19 protein-coding genes are annotated in these 26,338 nt (G+C 40.7%); 10 read left to right on the top strand and 9 right to left on the bottom strand.

What is annotated here, in order from left to right:
• Positions 1–92: 92 nt before the first annotated feature.
• From ACTB00_RS06045 to ACTB00_RS06035, 3 genes are all read right to left on the bottom strand, one after another.
• Entirely contained in the window at positions 93–635 is a 543-nt protein-coding gene (locus tag ACTB00_RS06045) for a mechanosensitive ion channel family protein (protein WP_463299018.1), read from the bottom strand.
• Positions 636–810: 175 nt separating this feature from the next.
• A complete protein-coding gene (locus ACTB00_RS06040; RefSeq protein WP_463299017.1) occupies positions 811–1,230 on the bottom strand; it encodes a hypothetical protein in 420 nt (139 codons plus the stop codon).
• A gap of 369 nt (positions 1,231–1,599) precedes the next feature.
• Positions 1,600–3,141, bottom strand: a complete 1,542-nt coding sequence (locus ACTB00_RS06035) for a GH3 family acyl-acid amido synthetase (protein WP_463299016.1) — start codon at positions 3,139–3,141, stop codon at positions 1,600–1,602.
• 314 nt (positions 3,142–3,455) lie between these two features.
• Here ACTB00_RS06035 and ACTB00_RS06030 point away from each other — a divergent pair, with 314 nt between their 5' ends.
• The 4 genes from ACTB00_RS06030 to ACTB00_RS06015 all read left to right on the top strand — a co-directional run bounded on the left by ACTB00_RS06030 (position 3,456) and on the right by ACTB00_RS06015 (position 5,822).
• A complete protein-coding gene (locus ACTB00_RS06030; protein WP_159520902.1) occupies positions 3,456–3,662 on the top strand; it encodes a hypothetical protein in 207 nt (68 codons plus the stop codon).
• 55 nt (positions 3,663–3,717) lie between these two features.
• Positions 3,718–5,271, top strand: a complete 1,554-nt coding sequence (locus ACTB00_RS06025) for an AsmA family protein (RefSeq protein ID WP_463299015.1) — start codon at positions 3,718–3,720, stop codon at positions 5,269–5,271.
• A gap of 214 nt (positions 5,272–5,485) precedes the next feature.
• A complete protein-coding gene (locus ACTB00_RS06020; protein WP_463299014.1) occupies positions 5,486–5,674 on the top strand; it encodes a CsbD family protein in 189 nt (62 codons plus the stop codon).
• Position 5,675: 1 nt separating this feature from the next.
• Entirely contained in the window at positions 5,676–5,822 is a 147-nt protein-coding gene (locus ACTB00_RS06015) for a lmo0937 family membrane protein (protein ID WP_463299013.1), read from the top strand.
• Between the two features lie 205 nt (positions 5,823–6,027).
• Here the strand turns inward: ACTB00_RS06015 and ACTB00_RS06010 are convergent, their stop codons facing one another.
• Positions 6,028–6,957, bottom strand: coding sequence for a YihY/virulence factor BrkB family protein (locus ACTB00_RS06010; RefSeq protein WP_463299012.1), 930 nt, complete (start codon positions 6,955–6,957; stop codon positions 6,028–6,030).
• Between the two features lies 1 nt (position 6,958).
• On the bottom strand, positions 6,959–8,062 hold the full coding sequence (locus ACTB00_RS06005) for an AI-2E family transporter (RefSeq protein ID WP_463299011.1): 1,104 nt from the start codon (positions 8,060–8,062) through the stop codon (positions 6,959–6,961).
• 377 nt (positions 8,063–8,439) lie between these two features.
• On the opposite strand from ACTB00_RS06005, the gene ACTB00_RS06000 reads away from it, so the two are divergent.
• Both ACTB00_RS06000 and ACTB00_RS05995 read left to right on the top strand, forming a co-directional pair.
• Positions 8,440–10,275 carry a BamA/OMP85 family outer membrane protein gene (locus ACTB00_RS06000; RefSeq protein ID WP_463299010.1) on the top strand — a complete coding sequence of 612 codons (1,836 nt, stop codon included), beginning with the start codon at positions 8,440–8,442 and terminating at the stop codon, positions 10,273–10,275.
• A 6-nt stretch (positions 10,276–10,281) separates the two neighbouring features.
• Complete coding sequence (locus ACTB00_RS05995) at positions 10,282–14,154, top strand: translocation/assembly module TamB domain-containing protein (protein ID WP_463299009.1); 3,873 nt, start codon at positions 10,282–10,284, stop codon at positions 14,152–14,154.
• A 412-nt stretch (positions 14,155–14,566) separates the two neighbouring features.
• Here the strand turns inward: ACTB00_RS05995 and ACTB00_RS05990 are convergent, their stop codons facing one another.
• From ACTB00_RS05990 to ACTB00_RS05980, 3 genes are all read right to left on the bottom strand, one after another.
• Positions 14,567–16,033 carry an aminoacyl-histidine dipeptidase gene (locus tag ACTB00_RS05990; RefSeq protein WP_463299008.1) on the bottom strand — a complete coding sequence of 489 codons (1,467 nt, stop codon included), beginning with the start codon at positions 16,031–16,033 and terminating at the stop codon, positions 14,567–14,569.
• A 140-nt stretch (positions 16,034–16,173) separates the two neighbouring features.
• Entirely contained in the window at positions 16,174–17,277 is a 1,104-nt protein-coding gene (locus tag ACTB00_RS05985) for a DUF4831 family protein (RefSeq protein WP_463299007.1), read from the bottom strand.
• Between the two features lie 122 nt (positions 17,278–17,399).
• Entirely contained in the window at positions 17,400–18,911 is a 1,512-nt protein-coding gene (locus ACTB00_RS05980) for an NAD(P)H-hydrate dehydratase (RefSeq protein WP_463299006.1), read from the bottom strand.
• A 163-nt stretch (positions 18,912–19,074) separates the two neighbouring features.
• Between ACTB00_RS05980 and ACTB00_RS05975 the strand changes: the two genes are divergently transcribed.
• The 4 genes from ACTB00_RS05975 to ACTB00_RS05960 all read left to right on the top strand — a co-directional run bounded on the left by ACTB00_RS05975 (position 19,075) and on the right by ACTB00_RS05960 (position 23,954).
• Positions 19,075–20,607: a peptide MFS transporter gene (locus ACTB00_RS05975; RefSeq protein ID WP_463299005.1), complete on the top strand. Its 1,533-nt coding sequence runs from the start codon at positions 19,075–19,077 to the stop codon at positions 20,605–20,607.
• A gap of 333 nt (positions 20,608–20,940) precedes the next feature.
• Positions 20,941–22,695: a hypothetical protein gene (locus ACTB00_RS05970; protein WP_463299004.1), complete on the top strand. Its 1,755-nt coding sequence runs from the start codon at positions 20,941–20,943 to the stop codon at positions 22,693–22,695.
• A gap of 17 nt (positions 22,696–22,712) precedes the next feature.
• Positions 22,713–23,195, top strand: coding sequence for a hypothetical protein (locus tag ACTB00_RS05965; RefSeq protein WP_463299003.1), 483 nt, complete (start codon positions 22,713–22,715; stop codon positions 23,193–23,195).
• Positions 23,196–23,324: 129 nt separating this feature from the next.
• Positions 23,325–23,954, top strand: coding sequence for a hypothetical protein (locus ACTB00_RS05960; RefSeq protein ID WP_463299002.1), 630 nt, complete (start codon positions 23,325–23,327; stop codon positions 23,952–23,954).
• A 182-nt stretch (positions 23,955–24,136) separates the two neighbouring features.
• Here ACTB00_RS05960 and typA read toward each other — a convergent pair whose 3' ends face one another.
• Entirely contained in the window at positions 24,137–25,939 is a 1,803-nt protein-coding gene (gene typA, locus ACTB00_RS05955) for a translational GTPase TypA (protein ID WP_463299001.1), read from the bottom strand.
• Positions 25,940–26,338 lie beyond the last annotated feature (399 nt).

Below are 26,338 nucleotides of genomic sequence, written 5' to 3'. Positions count from 1 at the left end.
ACGAAAGATGCAGAAATGTTAGAGACGCATTTTTCTTTAGCGTTGAATTTAAGTTAATCACTAGTTGTAGCCTGGGTCATAGCTGAGATTAATTAGGTATCTGGATTATTTGGCTGTTTTATTTTCACAGCCATTTCTTCAAGCAAATCAATACGTCGTTCTTGATTAATTGTATAATGGGTGTATACATCTTCAAAAATTAACCGGTTCGGAACAACTACTTCCTGACCTTGCAGGGTCGCCATTTTAACAGCGCGCAGCGCCATTGATTTAACGGTGCCGAACTGATCTCCAAATTCAATGATATCGCCTACGTTGATGGTGCTTTTCAGGGTAATATAAATACCTGACAGGAAATTTGAAATGGCGTCTTTAAAGGCAAAACCGACTGCCAGCCCCATAATTCCAACACCTGCAAGTAGCGAGGTGATAGTTTTTTCCAGTTCAAGGATGCCTAAGGCCACAAACAATCCCACTGTCATCATGATGATGCGGGTTAATGATGAGATGAGTTTGTTAACTGCAATGTTACGCGATACTTTGAAGAGCGTTTTGGAAAAGACAGCTACGACTATACGCGAAATGGCATAGAAAAGGACGATAGCAACAATCGCGACAATGAAATTGGGAAGCATAGCAATTGCAGTCTCAATCTAATTACCAATTTTATCTGAAATGATATTGTACGCGTTCTCTATATAATTCATCTTCTTCGTATAAAACGGGCAGGAAATCTTTCCTGCCCGTGCTATTCATAGACTAACTAAACTCAATGAACAATCGAGATTGTCTTTACAATTATTCTATATCTTAGTCGTTTTTTAGCGATTTCTTTAGGTCGTTAAACTCATCTTTAATTTCATCACCAGCATCCTCTAATTCTTCACCAGCTTCGTCGGTCCAGTTTTTCAGTTTTTCATGAAGCGACTGACTCTTGTTCCTGACATCGTTGTAGGTCTCTTTTACCTCGTCACTCACATCTTCGCCGCCCTCTTCAATTTTTTCGCCGAATTCTTCCATCGACTCATCAAATTTTTCAAGTCGTTGTTCCAGCTTATCACCAAAATCAGGATCGCTCGAATCCATATCTTCTAAGTCTTGTTCGAGTTGATTGAGCTCTGCTTCTATCTTGTCTCCCAGATTGTCTTTTTTTGGCTGAGGCTGGCATGCAATAAAAATACTGCTAACGAATAATGCCATAATAAATGTAATTGTCAATTTTGTTTTCATACTTAATACTTTTTTGGGATTGAATAATTGTTGTCATTGTATGGATAGGGAAAACTGTGCCGTAAGCTATGGTTGTGTTTTTGTGTACTTGCTAAGTGTTTGATTATGTGTATTTTGTGTTGGGGTTTTTATTCTAATACAAGATTTGAGTTTACATTTGATATGTAGACTAATTTGCGCAAATTGTGGAGTTTTCCACCAATTTGAATTTTTTTAATCACAGTGTGAGACGCTTTAACCAAATAGTTTCAAGAGCCTCTGCTTCGGAGATTCATATTTTCGTCCTTGATTTTCAGGGGAGATGTCAGTCTCTAGACTAACAAAGTGGGGAAATAAGGGAAATTAGCTTTAAGAATTTTTGTTACTAGTTTAGGACTTTGTATTCCTCGCAACCCATTTCTCTGCAAACGATTCCCATTCTTTGAATTGTTCTTCTTTCATCACTTTCACCATTTTTACTTGCCCGCCTTTTTCCTTTTGCTGCGTATTCCAGTCGAGGAAACAGTCTACGGGAACCGTTTTTACAATCACTCCTTTTAATGCTTTTGATCGGGCGACGCCATAATTTTTATTGGCTTGCTGTAGCTTTTGGTCCAGTGTTTCTGCCAATTCTTTATTATTAATCTCATTGTTGCATGCCAGGTACCATATATGATGATAATCGCCAGCAATTTTCACCGCAGAAACGGTAAACTCTGAAATCTTCAGATTTAATTCATCCTCCAATTCAAGAATGGCATCGTTCATTTTATTGACGGAAAGTTGGGAGCCCACTACATTTAGGAAAAACTTGGTTCTGCCTGTTATTTTAATTTCTGCACGATTGACATCGGTAAACTGAATGGTATCACCAATCATATAGCGCCAAAGGCCCGAAACTGTGCTGATGACCAATATGTAATCCACTCCTTCTTCCACTTCGGTCAGATTTAATGCTGGCGCGTTGGCTTTCAGAGTTCCGTCATTATTTAGGTATTCTTGTTTGAAAGGTACAAACTCGTAATAAATACCATTGTCAATCAACAGCTTCATGGCTCGTGTTTCGGGGCGCTGTTGAAATGCGATAAATCCCTCCGAAGCAAAGTAGGTGTCGATAATGGTTATCGGATGGGCTAGTAGTTCGTTAAAATTCTTTTCAAAAGGCTCAAAAGCAACACCTCCCGTTGTATAAACCTGTAGGTTAGGCCAGATATCATGAATGTTGTCAACATGGTGATATTCAATTACCTTTTTCAACATAAGCTCCAGCCACGATGGGATACCACTGATGGCTCCAATGTCCCAGTTTTTAGCCCTCTTGGAAATTTCAAGTACCCGTTCATCCCAGTCTTTAATTTTCGAAATTTCTTCACCGGGACGATAGAATCCTTTAAACCAAGGGGGTATGTTTCCAGCACTAATACCACTAATTTCGCCCTCAAGGTATCCGTTATTTTCGTTGAGTTTGGTTGAACTACCCAGCATCAGGATTTCTTTTTCAAAAAATGAAGCCGGCAAATTGAAATTGGCGGTTGCACCAACCTGCTTGATTCCAGCCATACGAATAGCATTTAGCATTTCGTCGCTTACTGGAATCCGTTTGCTTTGCTTGCCGGTAGTTCCCGAACTTAGTGCAAAGTATAGTGGTTTTCCGGGCCAACTTACGTTTTCCTCTCCTTCGTACAGTCTGTACCACCATTCCTGATGCATGCTGTGGTAGTCGGAAAACGGAATCTGTGAGGCAAATGCTTTGCGCAGATCCTGAGCCAGCAGCAAGTCTGCAAACTGATAATGTTTGCCAAAGCTGGTGTTGGCAGCTTTTATCAATAGTTCCCGAAGAACATGTTCCTGTTCTTTTTGATATTCCGTTTTCGTAGTGAAAGCGTGTCCCAGCTCCACCGCTTTTTTGATGAGTGTACCTATGATAGCCATTTTTTTTATGATTTATATTTTCTGGATTATCAATTTGAACGCCAAAATAGAGCAATGGTTTAAATGTTTGATTTTTAGCTTCACATCTTGTCATTAGTGAGGAATGTCTACCTCATATTGTAGAAAACAATATGCAATAAAAGTCAGCCGGCTCTTACTTATTACAATTAGCGTAATAAACCTTTAATCCTTAACAAAACCAGCTCGTTGCCGACTTTTAAATAAGAGATTTGGCGGCGTGGCATAGTTTTATCATACTTCTGTTATTATAAACATTTAATTATTAATATTATAAACATTTAATTATTAATATTATGAAAATTGTAGGAACTGTATTATTAATTTTAGGAATTATTGGAGTTGTTGTTTTTGGAATTCAGGCATTTAATGACTCCGAAAGTTTTAACGTTTTAGGGGCAGAAGTTGCTGTAAGTAAAGCAAATTGGACTCCGTTGATTGTTAGTGCGCTGGTTTTGGTGGCGGGCATTGTATTGCCAATGACCAAGCGTAAAAGTGACTGATAATTCAGCCTTTGGATCATTGGCTTTTACTCACAGGCAATAAAAACGAACCAATATGAAAAAACTTAACAAATTTTTGACGACAGTTCTGATTCTCTTCATTGCTGTCGTTTCTTTTTTTCTGATCGGCAATTATTTATTGTCTGCGTATATTCAGAATAAACTTCAGGAAGCTCCCATTTCATCATTTCTAATAAAAGAGGTGGACGTGTCAGTTAATTTATTTAGACGAGAAGTTACGCTCAGTAATATTGAAGCGGCAGATTCAACCGGAAATGGGAAAATAGCTGCTACCGAACTGTCGGTGAGCGGAATTAGACTATGGCCATGGTTGACCCAAGATGAAATTGCAGCAGGTCGGGTGTTTATTTTAAACCCCGTGGCTCAACTTACGATGTCGAATGATTCGGATCAAGTTTCAGGGAGTCGGTCGGAAATGTCTAAACAGAAGTTTGAGCTGGACGAGTTGGAAATTGTGGGTGGTGAGATCTCTTTTTTGAAAAATAGCGACGAACGGTTAGACACTGTTTTTGCAGGAACATTGGATTTTAATCTTCACAATATTAGTTCAAAATCTTCTGACGGACAGTTTGTATTCAAGCAAAGCTCGTTTGAAAGAGTGCATCTGAAATTAAAAAATGGGCGATACAATTTGCCAAATCAGTTGTACGCACTCGAATGTCAATCGCTAGATTTTAACTCGGATAAGCAGCGGCTGACTATTGACGAGCTGCATTTTTTGAGTAGATATTCGAAGTATGAAATAGGTAAGCAACTCGGCGTTGAAACCGACTGGTTAGATTTGGTTATGGCCGGTTTTACAGTGAGTGAGCTTCAGTTTAGCAAGTTGCTGACTGACGCTGCTCTGATCTTTAATGAAGTTCAGATTAATGAGCTTTCCGTAGATGCATTTAAAGACAAACGACTTCCGTTTCCAAAGAAACCTGATACTAAGTTGCCAATGAGAATGATTCAGGATTTGCCGTTTCTAATACATGGAGATTCGATTTCAATTGAGAACGGATCGATTAAATATGCTGAGCGGGTTAAAAATTCGAAAGATGAAGGAGCTGTTACTTTTGATAGCTTGCGTGTAAAAATATATTGCTTGAGTACGATTGATCGTTTAATTGCCAGGAAAACAGCGATGCACGCGGAGGCTCGGGTTATGAATCAAGGGAGGTTGAAAGCTGGTTTTATATTTTCCAATAAAAAGTATCCAAAAGTGAATCAGGCCAGTGGTTCGTTAAGTTCCATGTCGATCATGGCTTTCAATCCAATTGTAACGCAAAATGCATCTGTGTTTGTAGAGGATGGTCATTTGAAGCAATTAGCCTTCAATTTTACGTATAATAACAATCAATCAAATGGTGATTTGATTTTTGAGTATGACAATCTGAATGTTCATATATTGGATACTGAAGATGAATCCAATAAAGAAATTCAGTCGTTTATTACAAACTCGTTCTTGTTACACAAAAAGAACCTGAGAGAAGAAAAATCGTTTCGTAAAGGGACCATTTCCTTCGAACGAGACAAGAAGAAGTCGATTTTTAATTACTGGTGGAAATCGGTTTTAAGTGGAATTAAAAGTATATCGATTTTATAAGGCATAAGGATGTTGGGTAGGATTATTCACACATTCCCCCAGCGTTTCTACAGCCATATCTTCAGTTTGTTTTCATTATTGATCTACAGGTCAGCGTGTTATTTGTTTTGGCACGAATTTTACTTTATCGTTAACCAATAAGTATTGCGAAACTATTTCTGTTTTTCGAAAGATTGAAAATAAAGAATCAGAATATAAATTAAAATTTACCATTGTGAATAAACTAGAAATTAAAGGAAATTGGAACGTGTTAAAAGGCAAGTTTAAACAGCGCTATGCCGAATTGACAGAAGATGATCTGACTTATGTTGAAGGTAAAGAGGACGAGTTACTTGGGCGTCTTCAGGCAAAAACCGGAAAAACCAAGGATGAATTAATAGAAGAAATTAATAAATTAGAATAGTATGAGATCATTATTATATTTAATCGCTGTCATTTTGGTTATTGGATGGATTTTTGGGTTTTTTATCTACTCCCTCGGTGCGTTGATACACGTATTGCTGGTGTTGGCCCTGATTTCAATATTAATCTCGATAATTCGAGGCCGATGACAGCACACACGTGAAGCAAAACAGAGTGTAAAGCTGGATTGAAATTTCAATCCGGCTTTTTTGTGCTTTATTTTTGGTGACAGCTGTCTGTTTAGTATAATTGCTAAGATTTGCTCATAAGTGTTATTAATAAAAACTGATCCAATTATTCGTGTTTCTTAATTAGGAGGAGATTAATTCCATTCTCTCTGGGAATAATGAAGGATTATTTATTCTTTTCTACAGAAGAAATCTCGAAAGGAGTCGCATACTTAACAGGCTTATTTTCGTGATTAAAGTAACGTGAATATTGATGTGTTAGTTCTACTCCAAAATAAAAAATTATCGAAACAAAATAGATCCACATCAAAATTACAACAAACGAACTGGCGGCCCCGTAAATTGCTCCAAGGTTACTACTTCCAATAATTATTCCTATCAAAAATTTTCCGAGGGCAAACAAAATAGCAGTAAATGTGGCTCCAAACCAACTCGCACTCCAGTGAACGCTAAGGTCGGGTAAAAAGCGGTATATCAGCGCAAATATTGAGGCGATGATGGCTAACGATAGTACGATATTAATTACTTGTGCGAACACAATAAAATCGGTGCTAAAATGAGTTGATAGAAAGTCTTTCAAAAATGCGATGGAAGCATCGATAATGAGTGAAATGAGCAGTACCAGTCCAAGACTTAAAATAACGCCAAAAGAGAACAGCCGGTCGATCGCTAATTTTAGAAGATTTTGCTTTAGGCTTGGTTTTACCTTTATCCGCCAAATAAAGTTGATTGAATTTTGCATGATAGCAAACAAGGTAGTTGCCGAGATAAGGAAAAATCCAATACCAATAATTGCTCCGATTCCACTGTTTTCTGTGATTTGGTAGTTATCGATAGCCGTTTTTAAAACTTGCGTACTTTCCTCACCTATAAGTTTGTCGACTTCGTTAAATAGCTTGGTACTCATGGTTGCATCACCGGTGAAGAAACCAAATACCGAAATAATAATAACCAACATTGGAGCTAACGAAAAAATTGCAAAATAGGCTGTTGTAGCAGCCATATTTACCGGGTTGTTAGCTCCAAAATTCAACAAGCTTCGTTTAAATATTTTGAAGGTGTTTTTACCCTTTTTTTTGAGATTCTTCTTTTCCATATCAAGTGTGTTTTTTCTTTATTCTTTTCCAAATTCGCTTGAGTGATACTTCGTATTTTGATGTGCCGCGATCGCTAATCAGGTATGCAAAAGGTTCGAGCTGGTCGATATTACGCATAATTATTTTCAGGATAGCAAGACACGGAACCGCGATTAACATTCCGGCAATTCCCCAAATCAAATTAGCCGTTAACAAACTGATAATAATTGCTAAGGGGTTGATTTTGATGTTTGAACCAACGATATTGGGAGTGATCAAGTTGTTCTCGAGAAACTGAATGACGGCGAATAGAGCAAATATCTTTATCATAGGCTCCAGAGGCTCCTGCATGGTAAATAGCGCAAATAAAATTGGTATTAGGCCGCCAATAAAAGTTCCAATGTAAGGAATCAGGTTCAATACAGCAGCTATTACTCCGAAAACCATCGCATGAGGAATGCCAATAATCAACAACCCCGTGGAATTTAAAATGGCTAATATCAGAACTACAATCAGTAAACCCCCCATGTATTGAGTGGTTACTGTTGATACTTCACGCAGGATATCCAGTGCTTTTTGTTTGTTTTTGCGCCCTACAAGCCTGAAAATGAAATAGGCTGTTTTGGTACGATAAAACAACAAAAAGAAAATGTAAACAGGAAGTAGTCCGAGTTGAAAAAGAGTAGTCGTTGTTGCCGTAAAAACGCTTCCTGCCATCGATTGCCAGGATGAAAAGAAACTGTCAGTAATTTTTCCCAAATAAAGATCCATGGTACTTGTATCAACTCCCAACTGGAGTTCCATGAAATCTTGAAACATATCAGCCTTGCCATTCACTTGACGTTTTAAATCTGCCAGATTGATATTGGTATTGGATATTTCCAGTGATAGGAACAATGCAGCTCCGCCGAGGATTAATAGTGCAAGAATAATGACAAGTAAAATGGCAATAATTCGGTGTACTCCGCGCCGCTCCATAGCTTCGGTAAGTGGATACAGTAGGTAGGTGAAAAAAACGCTTACTGCAAACGGAATCAAGATATCTTGTGCCAACAAGAGAGTCAATATGAAAATGGAAATGACAAATAAGGTTAAGGATAAAGATGTAAGCGATAGTTTTTTCATATTGCTATAATTATTTGATTTTTTTTATCTCTTTAGAAAGGACGAATTATTTTTCACTAAAAATCCACGAGGATGTCGCATTGTGTGTGTATGCTGTTTTTTTATAGAAAGAATTATGCCAATTATCTTCAACTATAAAATTCAGCTTCTTAGCGCCCTGTAGTATTGCATTTCGGCTTGAGTGGACACTTTAATGGGGAATTGTGTGGAAAATTGTCCCCGAAATTTGAGTGAGGGTGGTTGGTTGTTAGCCGATTGGCTAACTGGTATAATATTCGCAACCTTCAGCTTATCTGTATTGTTAATTAACAGGTGATGTAGTGCGCATAATCTAAAGTCGGATATTTAGTTAAATTTGGTAAAGGAAACGACATCATATGACAAAATCATTTTGGGGACTGTTATTTTTTTTGTGGCTTTTCTTTTTGGGAAATTCTAATCTGTCGGCTCAGGAAAATTATGAGGTCCGAGATATTTCCTTCCATGGAAATAAAACACTGGATGAAGATTTTCTGCTCGAACGAATGGCCTTGAAAGAAGTATCGTACATCGAAAAGCTAATTACCAATGAAGTGCCCTTTTTATATAATCAGCGGTTGGTTGATCTGGATATTGAGCGATTGAAGCGAATTTATCAGAGTGAAGGTTTTTTGCATGCGGAGGCTTCGTTGAGCCCTCTTCAAATTAATGAAAAAAAGAAAACCGTTAAACTGCGCATAGCGATTACGGAAGGAGAACCGATTACCGTCTACAGTGTTGCGATAAAGCCCTCTGATGCCTTAAACGGAATCGATTTGGACTCCCTTCAAGATAAGGCATTCAGGGATATGCTATTAACAAAAGGAACTCGTTTTCGCGATGCTGCACTCATCGAAGATGTTCAGGTCGTTGAAAATGCATTCAGAAATCTGGGCTATGCTTATGTTGAGGTGAACTACGATCTCAATATCAATTTAGATGAGCTGAAAACGCCAATTTTTTACGAGGTAGATCCGGGGCCAATTTGCCAATTCGGTGAAACGTCAATCGAAGGAAATAAGCATGTCTCAACGACTTTTATCCGAAAACAACAAATGTTTTCCGAGGACGAGCTTTACAACAAATCAATGCTCAGCGAAACCCGGGAGAATTTGTACCGTTTGCAGCTTTTTCGGATTGTTTCTGTTTTACCACAAAAAGATAAAAAAACGCTTAAAGACCCAATTCCGATTCAACTTTATGTAGAGGAAGCCCCTCGACTAGAAGCCCGCTTTGGAGTTGGATATGGTACCGAAGATAAGTTTCGTACGTTTTTAGATTTGAATTATCGTGGTTTCTTGGGAGGGGCTCGTCGAATCAATTTGTATTTAAAACATTCGGCTTTAATGCCCTATCATGCGAGTTTAAAATGGATTCAGCCCCAGTTTTTAAGCAAGAAAAGTTCAATATCGCTCAATCCCTTTATCACCCGAAGCTCGGAGCCGGGATATGAAACCCGCACTTATGGTATTAACATTCCCATAAATTATAGGTTTAATAGCTGGCTAAACAGCACCCTGACCTATTACCTGGAAGATGTTGAGCAACGGGTTGAGCAGGGAGATAGCGAACTCCCCGGTGCCGAAGACTCCAAGTTTCCGTATGATAAATCGGGGGTGTTGCTGTCAACGGTTTTCGATAACTCAAACCCACAGTTTTCGCCCGTCGAAGGGTTTAACTTTTCAGTAGGTTTTAAAGTAAACGGGCATTTTTTTGGGAGCAATTTTAGTTATACCCGCCTTTGGGGAGATATCAGGCACTACCAGGAGATTGGCGACTGGGTGCTGGCAACGCGCATTATGGCCGGCGGAATTAGTTCGGCAGACACCAGTGGTTTTATTCCGGTTGAGGATCGGTTTTATTCAGGGGGTAGCAACTCTGTTCGTGGGTGGAGTCGGTCGGATCTTGGACCCAAGCGCGACAGCGGCACACCATTAGGGGGTAAAAGTATTTTGGAAGCCAATCTGGAGTTACGTTATCCGCTGTTTTGGCGGGTGAGTGGTGTGGCTTTTATTGAAGGGGGAAATATCTGGAGCGATTCGTATCGTTACCAACTAAACGATTTGGCTTATGCTGCCGGTGGTGGTTTGCGAATTGATACGCCCATTGGTCCAATCCGGCTGGATCTTGGGGTGCCGGTTTGGAATGAAAAGAAAAGCCCTCAGTTTTTTATTAGTGTAGGACAAGCATTTTAAGCAAACATGAGAAAAGGATTGAAATATAGCTTGCGTATGGTGGGTGGTTTGGTTGGATTTGTATTGCTGATCTTGTTATTGGCTGGCTTGCTGATTCAGACACAGCCTGTGCAGGATCGTATTGCACGTTTTGCTGAGAAGCAAGCCGCTTCTGCCTTAAATGGGGAACTGTCGATCGGACGGTTGGACGGCAACTTTTTTACGAGCCTGAAACTGTCTGATGTGCTCCTTCGTCTGGAGCAGGACACGCTGGCAAGCATCGACGAATTGGAGTTGAGATACAGGCTGTGGCCTTTGCTGAAAAACAAGTTGGTGGTGACTTCGGCAAGCATTGTCCGCCCATTTGTTCACCTGAAGCAACAGGCCGATTCCACCTGGAATTTTGAAAAGCTAGTGCCGGTTTCGGAGCCGGATACCACATCAACTTCAAGTAATTTTAAGATTGATGTCGCACAGTTTCACCTGACAAACGGGAACATCCGTATCAATGCGCTCGATACCATTATTCCGCAGCAAATAAAGAATTTGAATACCGAATTGAGCTTATCGTATTCAACAGAAAAGCAAGTGCTGGAATTATCTGGTCTTTCGCTTGAAACGCTTCAGCCTGATTTTACGTTGCAGCAGTTGGCTTTTCAATTACGGCGAAATCAAGATGCCGTGCAGTTGACAGACTTTCAGTTGAAAACAGCACAAAATCAATTGAAAGGGAAGGCTGAGTTTGATGATCAGCCGGATCGTTCGGGAAGTGCTGACTTGTTGAGTGATTCGCTCAAGGTCAGCGAGTTTGAATTTTTTCTGTCGGGATTTAAATTACCGGCTTCTCCGGTTTTAGAAATTGATGGATCTCTGGATGGTGAGTCTGCTTCGGGAGTGATTAAGCTGACAGATGGTAGACAGCGAATCCGCTTGAACTTGTCGTCGGCCAATTTGGCACGCTTCGTTTTTGAGCCTTCGGCGGTCCCGCTTCAATATCAACTTGATGCAAATTTTGAAAACATTGATTTACGGCATTGGCTGGGCGATCCCGAAATGAATTATCAGATCAATGGTCAGCTGTCGGTCAATGGAGAGGGAACTGATCCGAAGTCGGCCAACGTTCGAATGAAAGGAGATTTTAACGATTTCAAAATTCAAGATCAGACTGTAAAGGAGTTAAGCTTGGACTTAGCTCTGGAATCCGGTTCTCTGGATGGCATTGTGCAGGGACAAGGTGCTTTTGGCTCGTTCGAGTTGAAGCCGTACATCCGCAATTTGCAAACCAATCCGGCCTATAAACTCAAGCTAAATACGAGCCATCTAAATTTGGCTGAACTGACCGGGCAAGACAGTCTTCGTTCGGATATTAACCTGACAGCGCGGGCTGAAGGGCAGGGGTTTGATCCCAAAACCTTGCAGGCAAAGGCTCATCTGTATTTATCGCCCTCATCACTGATGGGTATTCAGGCAGACACTCTGGTAGCCCATGTGCAGTATCAGCACGAAAACGTATTGATCGACTCCATGCTGCTCAATACAAAGAGCTTGCACTTGCAAGCCGATGGGAATTACAGTTTGCGTGGCAATTCCGATATCAATCTCACAGCTTCGCTGGATCATCTTGATGAGTTTAAGGCGTTCATTCCAATTGACGATATTAAAACAAGTGGAAAGCTTCAAGCTCACCTTTGGGGAACGACGGATTCGTTACATCTGGAGTCGACCATCGACTTGGGCATGACAGCTTTGCAGGATATGACCATTCAGCAGCTGTTGGTAAAGGCCGAAGGATTAGTTACACCACAAGATACCATGGTTGATGCCCGACTTAGTGCCTATGAATTTGTGGGGGCAGGACTGGCTCTGGATTCACTGGCCTTTGATGTGCATGCCCGTCCTGATTCAGTATTTGTAGACGGACAAATCGCCAACGCCGACTTGCAAACCCAATTGCAGGCCGGAATCCGATTGGGTGGTCTTCTTCGAGTGAGTCTTTCGCAGTGGTCACTGGATTATAAAAATCAGCATTTCGAATTGCAAGATGCCCCAGCCATTGTTGAAATTGACTCGATGAGCTACCGGATTGACAATTTTAAGTTGGCCGACAACACAAGCGATTCTGCTCAATACATCATGGCTCAGGGAATCATTAACCGCCGTGGGAACGAAGATTTTAAGTTGAACGTTGCACGGGTTAATTTGAACCAGTTTTTGAAAATGCTCGGACAGGATTTGAAAGCTGAAGGCCTGTTCAATTTAAATTTGCAACTGTCGGGTACCTCGGATAACCCTCAGCTGAAAGCTGATTTCGGCTTGCAGCAGGCTACGATGAACGATTACGCGTTTACCGAATTTGGTGGCACTGCAAACTATTCGGGATCAGAAATGGATATAACTGCCCGCCTCGTGCCACAAGACAGTGGAATGATTGAGCTGTCCGGTATCATTCCCTTTCAGTTGATCATGGATAGCCTGGCGGTGAATTTCAATCCCAAAGACTCGATTGACGCCCGACTGGTGGTCGATCGTTTCCCACTGGCAGTGCTGCAAACGGTAGATGTCCCCGATGGAATTTCCGGATATTTGCAAGGGGCTGTAGATGTAAAAGGAACGGTAGAATCTCCTGATCCTTCGGGTAGCATTCGACTGAAAAATGCCTCTCTGCGTGTGCCGGGGTATGGAATTGATTATCGTGAAATTCAAATGAAGCTGAATTTTTTGCGTGACCAAATGAAACTGGATACGCTTCTGATAATAACGGAGGATGGCCGAATGACCGGGGACGGAGAAGTGAAATTTAACTCTGACTTTTATAAGGGCAATGTTAGTGGCTCGAAAATCGCAGTTAATTTTGATCAGTTTAACCCGCTTAGTCACAAGCAACTGAACATGCAAGTATCGGGCGATGCAAACTTGGGCGGCATGAAAGACAGTGTGCAGTTTGGTGGACATCTGACTATTCCGCAAGGGGAGGTTTACTTGCCGGCTCTTTTTAATATGATGGGGCGTATGAGCGCTCCCGAGATGCCAAAGCCCATTTTGCTGCGTGAGCTGGAGACGCTTGAAAACACCACCATCGATACACTGTCCATTTCGATGCTGGATTCTACCCGCCGGGATACAGCCGGGTTTGACTATTTCGATAAGCTCACCGGCGAATTGCAGATTACCATTCCGAAAAACACCTGGATCAAAAATGAGGATATGCATATTGAGATTTCGGGTGACCTGGAATTTATTAAGCACAAAGAGTTTTTCGAGTTGTTTGGAAGCGTTGAAGTGGTGCGCGGGCAGTACGACTTGTTTGGCCGCACCTTTATGATTGAAACAGGAACAATTTCGTTTCAGGGAGGGGAAGAGTTGACTCCCCGCTTGGACATTACAGCCAACTATAATTTTCGGAATGCTCAGCGGATGTTACAAAAGTTAACCGTAAAGATAGCTGGTACACCTGATGATCCGACTGTGAATTTTGCTTTGGATGGGAGCAGCGTGAGCGAGGGAGACGCGCTATCGTACATTTTGTTTGGGAAGAGCATGAATGAACTGAGCATGGATCAGCAGGAGAATGTGAGTGGAGCCGGCGATATTGCTGGTAAGGCAGCGGCTTCTATTCTGTCGTCGCAGTTAACCAGTTTCTTGGGCGACAAACTGGATGTCGATTATATTGAAGTAAAAGGTGGTGGCAATTTCGATAATGCTACGGTAACAGTAGGCAAATACATTACCAACGACCTGTTTGTAAGTTATGAGCAGCGCTTTGGCGAAACCGACGAAAAAGACATAGCCAAATACGAAGTGAAACTGGAATACGAGCTTTTTAAATTCCTGTTCTTTCAACTCAACAACTCGTCGAGGGATAGTGGTTTCGATCTGATTTTTAAGTTTGATGCAGAGTAGCGTGAACATTGCTGCTTTTGTATGGATATTGATCAAGATATCGCAAAAGCATGTCCGCTGTAACCTATGGTTTTCCTGAACTTGTTTCAGGACGAGTCATCTGTTGAACTTGAAAGCAAGAAATAAGGATATGAAACGAACATGAATTTTCATTCTTCAAATTCACGAGCAAGGGGAATTAAAATTCATCGAGAGTTCCATCGAATACAAATGAGATAAACAATTTTAACGAGATGAAATTCATAAATACAGAAATCTGGCTATGATTGAGTTGTACGTTGTTTCGGTGAAAGGAAGTAGAATTGTATTGATCAGATTTTAAAAGTTAACCAACATATTGGTATTTGCTTTGCATTACAAAAATAGGGTGTGACTTCAAGTCACACCCTATTTTTAGATTCACTATTTTGTTTTACTTTTCAGGAATACTCTCCAGTGTTTTAACCAGAAAGTCCCAAAATTTCTTGACTGTTGCAATGTTTACTTTTTCGTCGGGCGAATGCGGAAAGCGAATGGTTGGGCCAAACGAGATCATATCCCAATGAGGATAGATGCCACCAAGTATTCCACATTCCAATCCGGCATGAATGGCTTTTATTTCGGGTATTTTCCCATAGTTCTCGTTATAAACCGCTTGCATGGTTTTAAGTATGGGCGATTCCATATTGGGTTTCCATCCGGGATAGGCGCCGGAAAATTCAACTTTAGCACCTGCTAAGCTAAAAACGGCTTCAATCCGATTGCCCAACTCAACCTTCGACGAATCAACCGAGCTGCGCATCAAACAAGCAATTGAAATCGTTTTATCCGCACGATTCAATTTTACACTGGCCAAATTGCTCGAAGTTTCCGTGAGTCCGCTCATGCTGTCGCTCATTCGGATGACGCCATTGGGGCAAGCCATAATTCCTTTTGTCAAATTCAGCTGAGTTGTTGAGTCAATAACCGATTGTGGAACTTCGGTTTCTTCAAGTCTCAATTTGAGTTCTGGTTCAGTAGCTGCCAATTCGTTTTTAATAAGCTGAAATTCAAGCTCGATTGTTTTTCTTAATTCATCAACTTTTTGTTTTTCAACAGTTAGTACACCAAATGCTTCGCGCGGAATCGCATTTCGAAGACTACCGCCATCTATTTCAGCAAGACACGCTCCATATTTTTTCTGCGCTTCATTTAGCAACCTGAAAAATACCTTGTTGGCATTTCCTCGTTGTAAAATAATATCCATCCCCGAATGACCGCCCTTTAATCCGGTAATATTCAATTTTAAAGCGACAGAATTTGCAGGTACAGCTTCTTCGGTATATGAAAAACGAATATTCGCATCTTCACCACCGGCGCATCCAACGTACAGTTCGCCTTCATCTTCCGAGTCCATGTTGAGCAGGATTTCGCCTTGCAATACGCCTGGTTTTAGGCCTTCAGCTCCATCCATGCCGGTTTCTTCGGTGGCTGTAAATAAGGCCTCAACCGACCCATGCTTTAAATCATCGGATGCAAGCACTGCCATTGCCGCCGCCGCACCAATTCCATTATCTGCACCAAGCGTAGTTCCGCTGGCTGTTACCCAGTCACCATCAACATAAGCTTCAATCGGATCATTCTGAAAGTCGTGTTCTTTATCACTGTTCTTTTGAGGAACCATATCCAGGTGACTTTGTAAAATAACACCCTTTTTGTTTTCCATCCCAGGAGTGGCCGGTTTCCGAATAATAATATTGCCGACTTCATCCTTTATTGTTTCAAGACCCAGCTTTTTTCCAAAGCTATACACTAACTCCTGAATTCTATCTTCATGATTTGAAGGTCGTGGAACTCGTGTCAGCCGATAAAAATTTTCCCATAACAGATTGGGTTCTAATGTCAATATTTTATTACTCATGTTGTATATTTTAGAGTTCTTTTGATTTAATAAAAGTACAATTAATCGTGTAAGCTTGTTCTGAGTTTTATCAGCCGTAAAGCAAAAAGCCCCATACCAAAGCAAGTACAGGGCAATTATTTATTTCTCTAACGAAAATACTAATCTTTCAAAATACTTTTAACAGCTCCTGTTCCCGGGTGAAAGGATATTTTATAACTTCCATCCATCAGGCTCACAGGCAAACTGGCAACTGTTCCGAACTGAGCTACGGTTGCCCGCGAAACGGCCATTAGATTTAGTCCGTTCATCACCCTAATTTCAGCTTTCCCTGGCATCCGATAATAAACACCGCTTCTTCCTTCTGTTGGTGACCCTGCTGTTTTTAACTTATTTTGAGCTGATGCCAAATCATCCAATTTCTTCATATCCACGACGACTGGTTTTCCACTCAGATCGGTTTTGGGTAATACCCCTTTGTTTTCAGAAAAACGGAAGGCAACTTCACCTGAAACTGAATTCTCACCAGGAATAAAGTCAAAGCTGTATTCGAATGTTTTCTTGTACGACTTGCCAACAAAAAGTGCCACATAGTCATCTTCCAGGTTGCCAAGTTCAGTTACCATTAGTTCGTAAGCTTGCCCGTCGGGTAATTGCACCTCGTAAGCGTTGGCCAACGATTTAAAACGGCGTTTGCGCAACTTGGTAATTGTATGTGCGGCCTCCTGAGCCTTTTCTTCAATCGACTTGGTTACAATCGCGTTGTTGGTTGTTGAGTCACCAAGTTCATAAAATGGATGAAGCGATAAATCAGTAAATGGAAAATCAGGCGTTTTAGTATTTCCTAAAAAAGTAGAAACTGAAATGGGTTCACTAACAGTCGACTGCTCTTTATTGATTCCTGCCAAAACTCCTGACTCGGTCAGGCTAACCATTGAAGCAGCATTTCCCATTGCTTTGTAGACTTGGTCCGGATCGGGTTCGCTAAATGTTTCAATCTGAATATCGGTAATCACCCAGCTTTCGAAATCGGAAGTGGGTGCATTCTTTATGCCCAACAAAGCCTCGGCGTACTGGAAATATGGACCGTGAAAGAACTTTTCCTGTTTGGCCTTTACATGAATTCTGATTCCTGTTCTGGGCAAACTATAAACGATTCCTTCATTTGGAGCGACTCCGATTTGCTCATCTTTTCTGTCTTCTTTAGGATTGGCAAAAACAGACGAGGAAATCAAAAACAGGGCTAAAAGCAAATATGTTCTCATGATAATTTTCAAATTTAAAATGAAGTCAAAAATACGTAAAGTCAAGTCAAAAGCGAAGCGCTGGCAGTTAAATTTAGTTTGCCAATGCTTTTCTAAATACAATAACCGAACTGTCAATCAATTTATTTTTTGAGCGTTAAAAAAGCTTTACCAAGGTGTTGAATTAAATCTTCGGCAATCAACGACACTTCGCCAATTTCCTTTGCCGCTAAATCTCCTGCCAAACCATGAATAAATACTCCCAACTGAGCTGTTTCAAGAGGTGTATAATTTTGTGCCAGTAGTCCCAGCAAAATACCGGTCAAGGTATCTCCACTTCCGGCGGTAGCCATTCCCGGGTTACCCGATGTGTTAAAGTACACTTCTCCGCTTGGCGTTGTTATGCAGGTATGAGCACCTTTTAAAACAACGATGACTTTGTGTTTTGCTGAAAAACGTAGCTGAAGCTGCAAACGGGAATAAGAGTCGGTTGTTGCCCCTGCTAAACGCTCAAACTCTTTCGGGTGTGGCGTTAGTATCGAGTTTTCGGGTAAAAGATCCAGCCATTCGGGTTTCATCGACAGGATATTCAAGGCATCAGCATCTAAAACCAACTTATCCGGTTTGGCTTCTAAAAGTTGTTTGAGTCCCCGCTGTGAGTTTGGTTTCAGTCCCAATCCGGGGCCCACTCCAACTGCTGAAAACTGATCCAGCTTAGGGAATTCGGTAAACATCAAGTCCGATGGGTCAATGCAACACATGGCCTCGGGCACGGTTGTCTGCATAATTTGATAGCCGGTATGCGGAATGTGAGCGGTTAAGAGGCCAACGCCAGATCGCAAGCAGGCTTTGGAGGCCAGTACCGCTGCTCCTATTTTTCCATACGAACCGGCAATCAGCAAAGCGTGCCCATAGGTTCCCTTGTGCGAAAATTTATCTCGATTGATTAGCCTGTCGGCAGTTTCTTGTTTTGTCAGATAATGAAATGGACTTTCGGTCTGGCTGATTGCTTCAGGATGCAAGCCAATTGGTAAAACTTCCCACTCACCGAGTATTTTCTCGTGCTCGGGGAAAAAGAAACTGAGTTTTGGAAACTGAAATGTCAAGGTATAATCAGCATGCACAATATTTTTCAAGTCGTTCTCAGAATTGTCTTCGCCAAACAGACCGCTGGGAATGTCAATGGCAACAACGGTTGCTTTGGAGGCATTTATTTTTTGAACGATTTGTAGTGGCAATCCCTCTAATTTTCGACTTAAGCCGGAACCAAACAAACCATCCAAAACAACGGAGTCTGCCGGAATTTCAGGAATCAAATCTTTCTCTTGAATAACTTTCAAGCTCACTTTGTCTTGATCCTCCAATCGAGTCCAGTTTTTAGCAGGCGAACCTGTTAAGTCTTTTCCAAAATTCAACAAATAAACTTCGCATAGGTAATTGTGTTCAGCCATTAAACGCGCTATAGCCAACGCATCTCCTCCATTATTTCCGGGGCCGGCAAAAACAATCAATTTTTTTTCGTTTGAAATGTGATGAATAAGCCAATTTGCAATTTGCAGAGATGCCCGTTCCATGAGGTCGATGTCGGGAATGGGTTCATTTTGAATTGTAAACTGGTCGATAGTTGCTATTTGTTTGGTTGCAAAAAGTTTCATAAAGTGATATTTTCATTCTAAAATACAAAAACATTGCGGAAATAAAGCTTGTTCACTTACAATCGTTCTTATTGAAATTAAATTCTAAATGGTGACATTTCACCATTTATAGGAGCAAAAAGATGTTTATATTTGCTTTCTTCAATATAAACAGTAAAAAGATATGGCTAAAGACAAGAGTACTGCTTTTTTTGGACACCCTGTTGGGTTATCTTCTTTGTTTGCCACCGAAATGTGGGAACGATTCAGTTATTATGGTATGCGCGCATTGTTGGTGTTATTTCTGACAGCCACATTTGCCAATGGTGGGTTTGAAATGGCCGAACTTGATGCATTTACCATTTACGGTATTTTTACCGGATTGGTATATGTTACCCCAATCATTGGAGGGGTTTTGGCCGACAAAGTCTTAGGACAACGCAAAACAATATATATTGGTGGTTTAACCATGGCGATTGGTCAGTTTTTGCTGGCATTTAGCTCAATGTCTATGGAAAGTAGTATGGAGTTTCGCCAAACGATATTTTATTCTGGCCTTGGTATTCTGATTCTTGGAAATGGATTCTTTAAACCCAATATTTCCACCATGGTTGGTGAATTGTATGACAATAATGACCCCCGGAAAGACGGTGGTTTCACCATTTTCTATATGGGAATAAACCTTGGAGCATTTCTAGCTCCTCTGGTTGCCGGTTATTTGGGAGAGCAAATAGCATGGGAATATGGATTCATGTCAGCCGGTGCTGGTATGTTACTGGGTACAATCTGGTTCTTCATCCGCAGCCATACGCTCGGAAATATTGGTATGCCTCCAAAAGTAAAAGCAGAAAGAAACCGACTCGCTGTTAAGGATTGGATGGGTATTTTGATTTTTGTAGTTGCTATGGTTGGCTTTATCTTCGGATTTATTCTTGTATGGAGCTCAATAGCACCCACGCTTCAAACATGGATCATACGAATTGTAGCTGTTTCCGGATTGGTTTATTTGGTAATGAGCATTGTAAAAGGAACCAATGGGAAAACCGAGTGGAGCCGGGTTGTCGTAATTTTAGTGTTGGCTGTATTTAATATTTTCTTCTGGAGTGGATTTGAACAAGCCGGAACAACCTTTAATATTTTTGCTCGCGACAACACGCAACGGATGATCGGAAGTTGGGAAATACCAGCCACCTGGTTTCAAAGTGTTAACGCGATATTCATTGTTTTATTTGCACCGCTTTTTAGCGTACTGTGGTTAAAACTCGACAAGAAAAAATTAAACCCAAACACCCCGATGAAGTTTGCGTGGGGAATGATCATGCTAAGTCTGGGATTCGTTATCATGGCCATTGCATACACAAAATCAACAACAGCTAATGCTGATGGTTCTGTACTTCTAGTAAGCCCAATGTGGTTAGTATTTGTATTTATGCTGCATACTTTTGGTGAGTTATGCTTGTCCCCTATTGGACTTTCAATGGTTACAAAATTATCGCCACCAAAACTTGTTTCTACTATGATGGGGATTTGGATGGGATCGTTTGCTGCAGGAAACTTTGTAGCATCTCAGATGAAGGCGATTTCAATCAAGCTCGAAGCGGCTCTTGGACAAGAGGTGCAAGTATTCTGGCTAATCGCAGCTCAGTCAGCTATCATCGCAGTTATCTTGGTGGCTCTTTCACCATGGCTGAAGAAGATGATGAAAGGTATTAAATAAGTCGAGTCGTAAGACAGATCAAGATAAAAAGAAACCCCGTTCCATTAAGGTTCGGGGTTTTCTTTTTATACCTATATGAGCAAAATCGAAACTCTATTTTAGTGGTGAGGTGGAATTTTGGCTATTTGATCATGTACCCCAATTGAATCGAAATTGAAAATAATTTTTTATTTAAAACAATTATAAATTGCAATAAAAATAGTTTTGTTAAAAAAAAAGAGGTTAAATTAGCAATCATAAAAATAGCCCAAGATATCATCATAGGCTATTCATCCATTTATTTATTAATCGAGAAGTGAGCTGGAACTCTCTTCTCAAAATCGAAGTAAAAGTATGAAAAAATTAGTTGGATTCGTGATGGCATTTGTTATAATTAGCTGTTTTAATGCTTGCCAAAAAGAAGAATTTACATCTGACGATCTGAATCCGGAAAGTCAACAAAATGAAGAGCAAGCAGGAATGGTTTTTGTTGAAGGTCAAATGGAACTTGGAGAGCAATTGGAAAATCCTTACTCTGTTGAAAACATGCGAAAAGCGCTAGAAAATGTGGAGTCACAATTGAAATCGGCGACTAAAGTTGAGCCGACCCATTATTATGTGCGGTTTCGGCCTAAAAGTGAGCAAGAGTTGGGACTGATAACACGGGACACAACCTTGTATGTTTATGATTATCCATTGGATGTTGAAGTAAAGCGGGGAGGGACTCATTACCATGACCCTTCAATTCCGGCTAATGAAATTACCTGGCAATACACCGTTGTACCGATTGACTATGTTTTTCCGGATGTGCAGTATCAAAAACTGGCCGAATTGTTTTTACCAGAGGAAAGAAATGAATTACAAGAGCTTAAAAGTGCGTCGCTTGATCATTTCGACTGGTTGAAATTAGAGACCGAAGCATTACGTATAACAGGCAATCTAAATGAAAGGAATGCAGACAACAACACTTTAAAATCGACTTACTGGCGGCCATCCGGCACAATTCGGGTTTATGATGATGTGATCAGCAGCAGTACCACTACACGAAAAGTATTCGATCATTACGAATACTACGATTGCGAGACTGGCGAGATTATTATACCTGATCCGGGAACTGGACCCGATCCCATTTTAAAACAGGCGCAAATTCCTGAGAATGATTATTGTACCCGTGCGGTATATCGATATGAAACAAGTACGTCAAATAGTCATCTTATTCCTATCGAAGGAGTCGTTGTTCGAGCAAGGCGCTGGTTCACTACCCACGAAGGAATAACCGATGCAAATGGTGATTTTTCGTGCGATGGTACGTTTCAACGGGATGCCAATTATAGCATTAAATGGGAAAAATGGGATTTTGATATTCGGGATGGCTCGTATGGGCAAGCCTATTATAATGGGCCAAAGCAGACAGGAGAATGGAACCTAGACATTATAAATACTCCAAAGTCCAAGTTGTTTGCGCATATTTTCCGGGCAGCGTATACCTATTACTATAAGCATGCGAATTGGGGTATAAAAGCTCCACCAAGGAGGGATGGTTTGTTGAGCTTCCTCGACCAAAGACTTCATATCGGGGGAAAAGACAAAGCAGGCACGTCCCATTATTTTGATTTTAATGAACTTGTCCAATCGGCCACGGTTGTTGTTTATTCAATGAGTGAAAATGGAAGAGCATTAGATAGCCGTGAAATATTTGGTACTTCAATACATGAATTAGCGCATGCATCTCATTGGGCATTGGGATATACCGATATCAATTGGTTATTGAATAAAAGACTAACAGAAAGCTGGGCAACTGGTGTTGAGGCCGTTATTACAAATGATGTTTATAAATCGAAAAACTATAATACAAAGCAGACTAAGACTATCTCGGACATGAGTGATGGCTATACCAGTATTGTTTGGGACATGATCGATAATGTGAATCAGTATGGGAGTGATCCTAACTACCCAGATGATCAAGTTTCAGGTTATACTATTTCCCAGCTTGAAAACGCACTACCTGGAACTCTTGGTTCGTGGTGGACCTGGAGGGATAATATTAAGGACTATTACAATAACCCTACAGAATTGTATTTGGATAAACTTTTTCAAGATTTAAAATGAAAAAATATTTAATTAAAATGAAGAGATATTTAATATTGATGTTAATGGTCGTAGCTATTGTTGGCTGTGAAAAAGAGTATGTATATGAATATGTTATAGAGAATGAAACGGGTTTTGATGTAACTATTGAAGGATATGATAGAATTGATATCCAGGGATTAATGATAGATAATTTTTTGGAGAATGCTGAATTTATAACTGTTTCTCCACACTCAAATTATTCAGTCATCAAGGAAATGGGGTTTCATGCAGAACCCGTAGGAGTTTTTAATACTACTGATATTGATTCTGTGAATATTATCTTCAATGACAAGAAAATAATAAAGCAATTCTGCGATAAAGCAACGTTGAGGAGTTGTGAGATTGAAAGAAATATAATGGGATATGAAACATCATCTTATATTCGAACGAGAATTGGACGGAGTTCAGGTGAAAAAGAGTATCGTTTTACATATACTATTACCGAACAGGATTACAACAACGCCATTCCAATTGAATGAGTTGAAATGAAAGCAAAAAAATGAGTTATGTTATTTATAATAGTTAAAAATAACAGAAGTTCTACTTTTGTTAAATATAAAAATTTAAATTAGCAATTAATAAAAACCCAGAAGACAAAATCAAATACGATGATTAAAAACGTTGCAACTTTATTTTTTTTGCTTTTAACACTTTCCTTTATAAACTCAAATGCACAAGAAAAATGGTCAATTAGAGCAAGTTTCGGAACCGCCAGCGGAGGAGATGCTGTTGATGGTTTCTATTATTCGTTTGACATTGGAATACCTTTAACAAAATCATTGGAATTGTCGCCAACATTCAATTTCTTTTCGACACTTCCCACCGAAAGAATTGCTAACAGCTGGAACGAATTTTCAACCATCGAAACATTAATTTCAGGAGAGAAGACTTATTTTTCTGGTGACATCATGGGGTCGATGAGTTTAGTTCTATTATTTAAACCATTGGCTCTATTTAATAATCCCAAATTGGCACGGCACGAACTGGCATTTGGCACAGGCATGGGGGTAAAAACTTACGCAACGGTTCGCTCGATTTATGAAAAAACAGGAACCGATTATCAGTTAACTGAGGTAGGGGCGAGATCCGCTTGGACTATCGAACCATACTTTGCGAAAGTCTATTACAACTACCATTTCTCAGACAGGTTTTTCGCCGGTCCCGTCGCAAGCATTGATGGTTTTGACGCGGAGGGCGTCGCTCTATTTGGCATTCAATTAGGCGTCAACTTTGACTAAAAGATAAATAGAAATTGTATGATAAAAATTGTAATTATTTCTGGTTATTATTTTACAGCAAAGGTTAGCGAAGAAGACTACAACAACGCAATTCCAATTGAATAAATTTAAAACAAGTCATAAAAAAAGCTCCGATCTCATCATGAGATCGGAGCTTTTTAGATATCGTAATTTGTAATCGACTAGTTGATCTTTACTCCACGTTTGCGTTCTGCTTCGCGCAATAAAATTTTTCGCATGCGGAATGATTTTGGCGTTACTTCCAGGTATTCGTCAGGGCCAATGTATTCCAGCGCTTCTTCCAGGCTAAAACGAATGTGTGGTGCCAACTTGGTTTTATCATCCGAGCCTGAGGCACGCATGTTGGTTAGCTTTTTCGATTGAGTGACATTGATGGTCAAGTCATCGCCTCGCGTATTTTCACCAATCACCATTCCTTCGTAAACCTCATCGCCCGGAGGAATAAAGAAGCGTCCGCGATCTTGTAATTTATTCAGCGCGTAGGCAAAGGTTGTACCGGGTTCTTTGGCGATTAACGAACCATTTTTACGGCCCTCAATTACGCCTTTTAGCGGTTGGTATTCTACAAAACGGTGAGTCATCACCGCTTCGCCGGCAGTTGCTGTTAGCATGTTGGTTCGCAAACCGATGATTCCACGCGATGGAATTAAGAATTCCAGATGAATCCGGTCGCCTTTGCGCTCCATATTTTGCATTTCGCCTTTGCGGGCAGTAACCAATTCCACTACTTTTCCCGAAAACTCATCGCTCACATCCACGTGCATTTCTTCAATTGGTTCGCATTTGATGCCGCCAATTTGTTTGTACAGCACCTGAGGCTGACCAACCTGCAACTCGTAACCTTCACGACGCATGGTTTCAATCAGTACCGATAAGTGTAGCACACCACGTCCGTAGACGGTAAATACATCTGCTGATTCACCTTTTTCAACACGCAGTGCCAGGTTTTTTTCCAGTTCTTTGTACAAGCGATCGTGCAAGTGGCGCGAGGTTACAAATTTACCTTCACGTCCGAAGAACGGAGAATCGTTGTTGGTAAACACCATGCTCATGGTTGGCTCGTCAATAGCAATAGGGTCAATTGGTTCCGGAGACTCCAGGTCGCAAATTGAATCGCCAATGTCAAATCCTTCGATACCCACCAAGGCACAAATATCACCATTGACCACGTGATCAACTTTAATACGACCCAGTCCGGTGAAGGTATGTAATTCTTTAATTTTAGTTCGTTTTACCGATCCATCGCGTTTCGCCAAGGCAACCTGCATGCCTTCCTTCAATTCGCCACGATGAACACGCCCAATGGCAATACGTCCCACGTATGATGAGTAATCCAACGATGTAATCAGCATTTGAGGAGTACCCGGGTTTGGTTCCCGTTCCGGAATATGCTCGATAATGGCATCCAGCAATGGGCCAATATTGTCTGTTTTATTTTTCAGATCATCGGTCATCCAGCCTTCTTTTGCCGAACCGTAAATGGTTGGAAAGTCCAACTGTTCTTCGGTGGCATCCAGACTAAACATGAGGTCGAACACTTGCTCGTGTACTTCTTCAGGACGACAGTTTGGTTTATCTACTTTGTTGATAACAACAATAGGTTTTAGTCCCAACGCCAGTGCTTTTGACAGTACAAAGCGGGTTTGAGGCATGGTGCCTTCGAAGGCATCGGCCAGCAATAGCACGCCATCAGCCATGTTGAGTACTCGTTCTACTTCACCACCAAAGTCGGAGTGACCAGGAGTATCAATAATGTTAATCTTGATATCATGATATTCAACGGCAACGTTTTTGGCCAGGATAGTGATTCCTCTTTCCCTTTCAAGGTCATTGTTGTCAAGAATAAGCTCTTGCTTTTTCTCGTGACTTTTCATCACATTACAATGATAGATCATTGTATCTACCAGGGTTGTCTTGCCGTGGTCAACGTGCGCAATAATCGCGATGTTTCTAATCTTCTGCATATGTTCTTCAAAATTGAGGCGCAAAGATAGTCTTATTTCAATTGCTCCTGCATATTCTTCTAATTTGTTGACAGTAACTTAACAAGCTGTGGTGGAATTAGTTTGCAGAAAAACAATTTCGGCAAGTTATTTTTCAGCCGGGTGGTTCAATAAACGTCTTCTGTTAAGTCTCCAGGGGCTCCGGAATAGCGATTGAATACGATGTTTTTGCAGAATCCCCGTACGGCGAGGGGGCTAAGCTTTTGGGCACTTAGGAATAGCTCCTATTCCATGTTGCTGAAGGCCTATTCCATAGCGCAGCAAAGCAATTCCCTGTTGCTGAAGACCTATTCCAAAGGGCAGCAAAGCAATTCCCTTTGGAATCATCGATATTCTCTATGGAATAATAATCCTGCATTC

The organism is Sunxiuqinia sp. (genome assembly GCF_055140945.1).
Note: the sequence above shows the minus strand (reverse complement) of the source record. Positions and strands in the feature narration are given on the sequence as shown.

Excerpts from the sequence above, each read along its gene's own strand:
- typA (WP_463299001.1), bottom strand. The coding sequence starts at position 25,939 with ATGCAGAAGATTAGAAACATCGCGATTATTGCGCACGTTGACCACGGC.
- ACTB00_RS06015 (WP_463299013.1), top strand. The coding sequence starts at position 5,676 with ATGAGATCATTATTATATTTAATCGCTGTCATTTTGGTTATTGGATGG.
- ACTB00_RS05980 (WP_463299006.1), bottom strand. The coding sequence starts at position 18,911 with ATGAAACTTTTTGCAACCAAACAAATAGCAACTATCGACCAGTTTACA.
- ACTB00_RS06040 (WP_463299017.1), bottom strand. The coding sequence starts at position 1,230 with ATGAAAACAAAATTGACAATTACATTTATTATGGCATTATTCGTTAGC.
- ACTB00_RS06030 (WP_159520902.1), top strand. The coding sequence starts at position 3,456 with ATGAAAATTGTAGGAACTGTATTATTAATTTTAGGAATTATTGGAGTT.
- ACTB00_RS05995 (WP_463299009.1), top strand. The coding sequence starts at position 10,282 with ATGAGAAAAGGATTGAAATATAGCTTGCGTATGGTGGGTGGTTTGGTT.
- ACTB00_RS06005 (WP_463299011.1), bottom strand. The coding sequence starts at position 8,062 with ATGAAAAAACTATCGCTTACATCTTTATCCTTAACCTTATTTGTCATT.
- ACTB00_RS05965 (WP_463299003.1), top strand. The coding sequence starts at position 22,713 with ATGAAGAGATATTTAATATTGATGTTAATGGTCGTAGCTATTGTTGGC.
- ACTB00_RS05975 (WP_463299005.1), top strand. The coding sequence starts at position 19,075 with ATGGCTAAAGACAAGAGTACTGCTTTTTTTGGACACCCTGTTGGGTTA.
- ACTB00_RS05990 (WP_463299008.1), bottom strand. The coding sequence starts at position 16,033 with ATGAGTAATAAAATATTGACATTAGAACCCAATCTGTTATGGGAAAAT.
- ACTB00_RS06000 (WP_463299010.1), top strand. The coding sequence starts at position 8,440 with ATGACAAAATCATTTTGGGGACTGTTATTTTTTTTGTGGCTTTTCTTT.
- ACTB00_RS05960 (WP_463299002.1), top strand. The coding sequence starts at position 23,325 with ATGATTAAAAACGTTGCAACTTTATTTTTTTTGCTTTTAACACTTTCC.
- ACTB00_RS06025 (WP_463299015.1), top strand. The coding sequence starts at position 3,718 with ATGAAAAAACTTAACAAATTTTTGACGACAGTTCTGATTCTCTTCATT.
- ACTB00_RS06010 (WP_463299012.1), bottom strand. The coding sequence starts at position 6,957 with ATGGAAAAGAAGAATCTCAAAAAAAAGGGTAAAAACACCTTCAAAATA.
- ACTB00_RS06035 (WP_463299016.1), bottom strand. The coding sequence starts at position 3,141 with ATGGCTATCATAGGTACACTCATCAAAAAAGCGGTGGAGCTGGGACAC.
- ACTB00_RS05985 (WP_463299007.1), bottom strand. The coding sequence starts at position 17,277 with ATGAGAACATATTTGCTTTTAGCCCTGTTTTTGATTTCCTCGTCTGTT.
- ACTB00_RS06045 (WP_463299018.1), bottom strand. The coding sequence starts at position 635 with ATGCTTCCCAATTTCATTGTCGCGATTGTTGCTATCGTCCTTTTCTAT.
- ACTB00_RS05970 (WP_463299004.1), top strand. The coding sequence starts at position 20,941 with ATGAAAAAATTAGTTGGATTCGTGATGGCATTTGTTATAATTAGCTGT.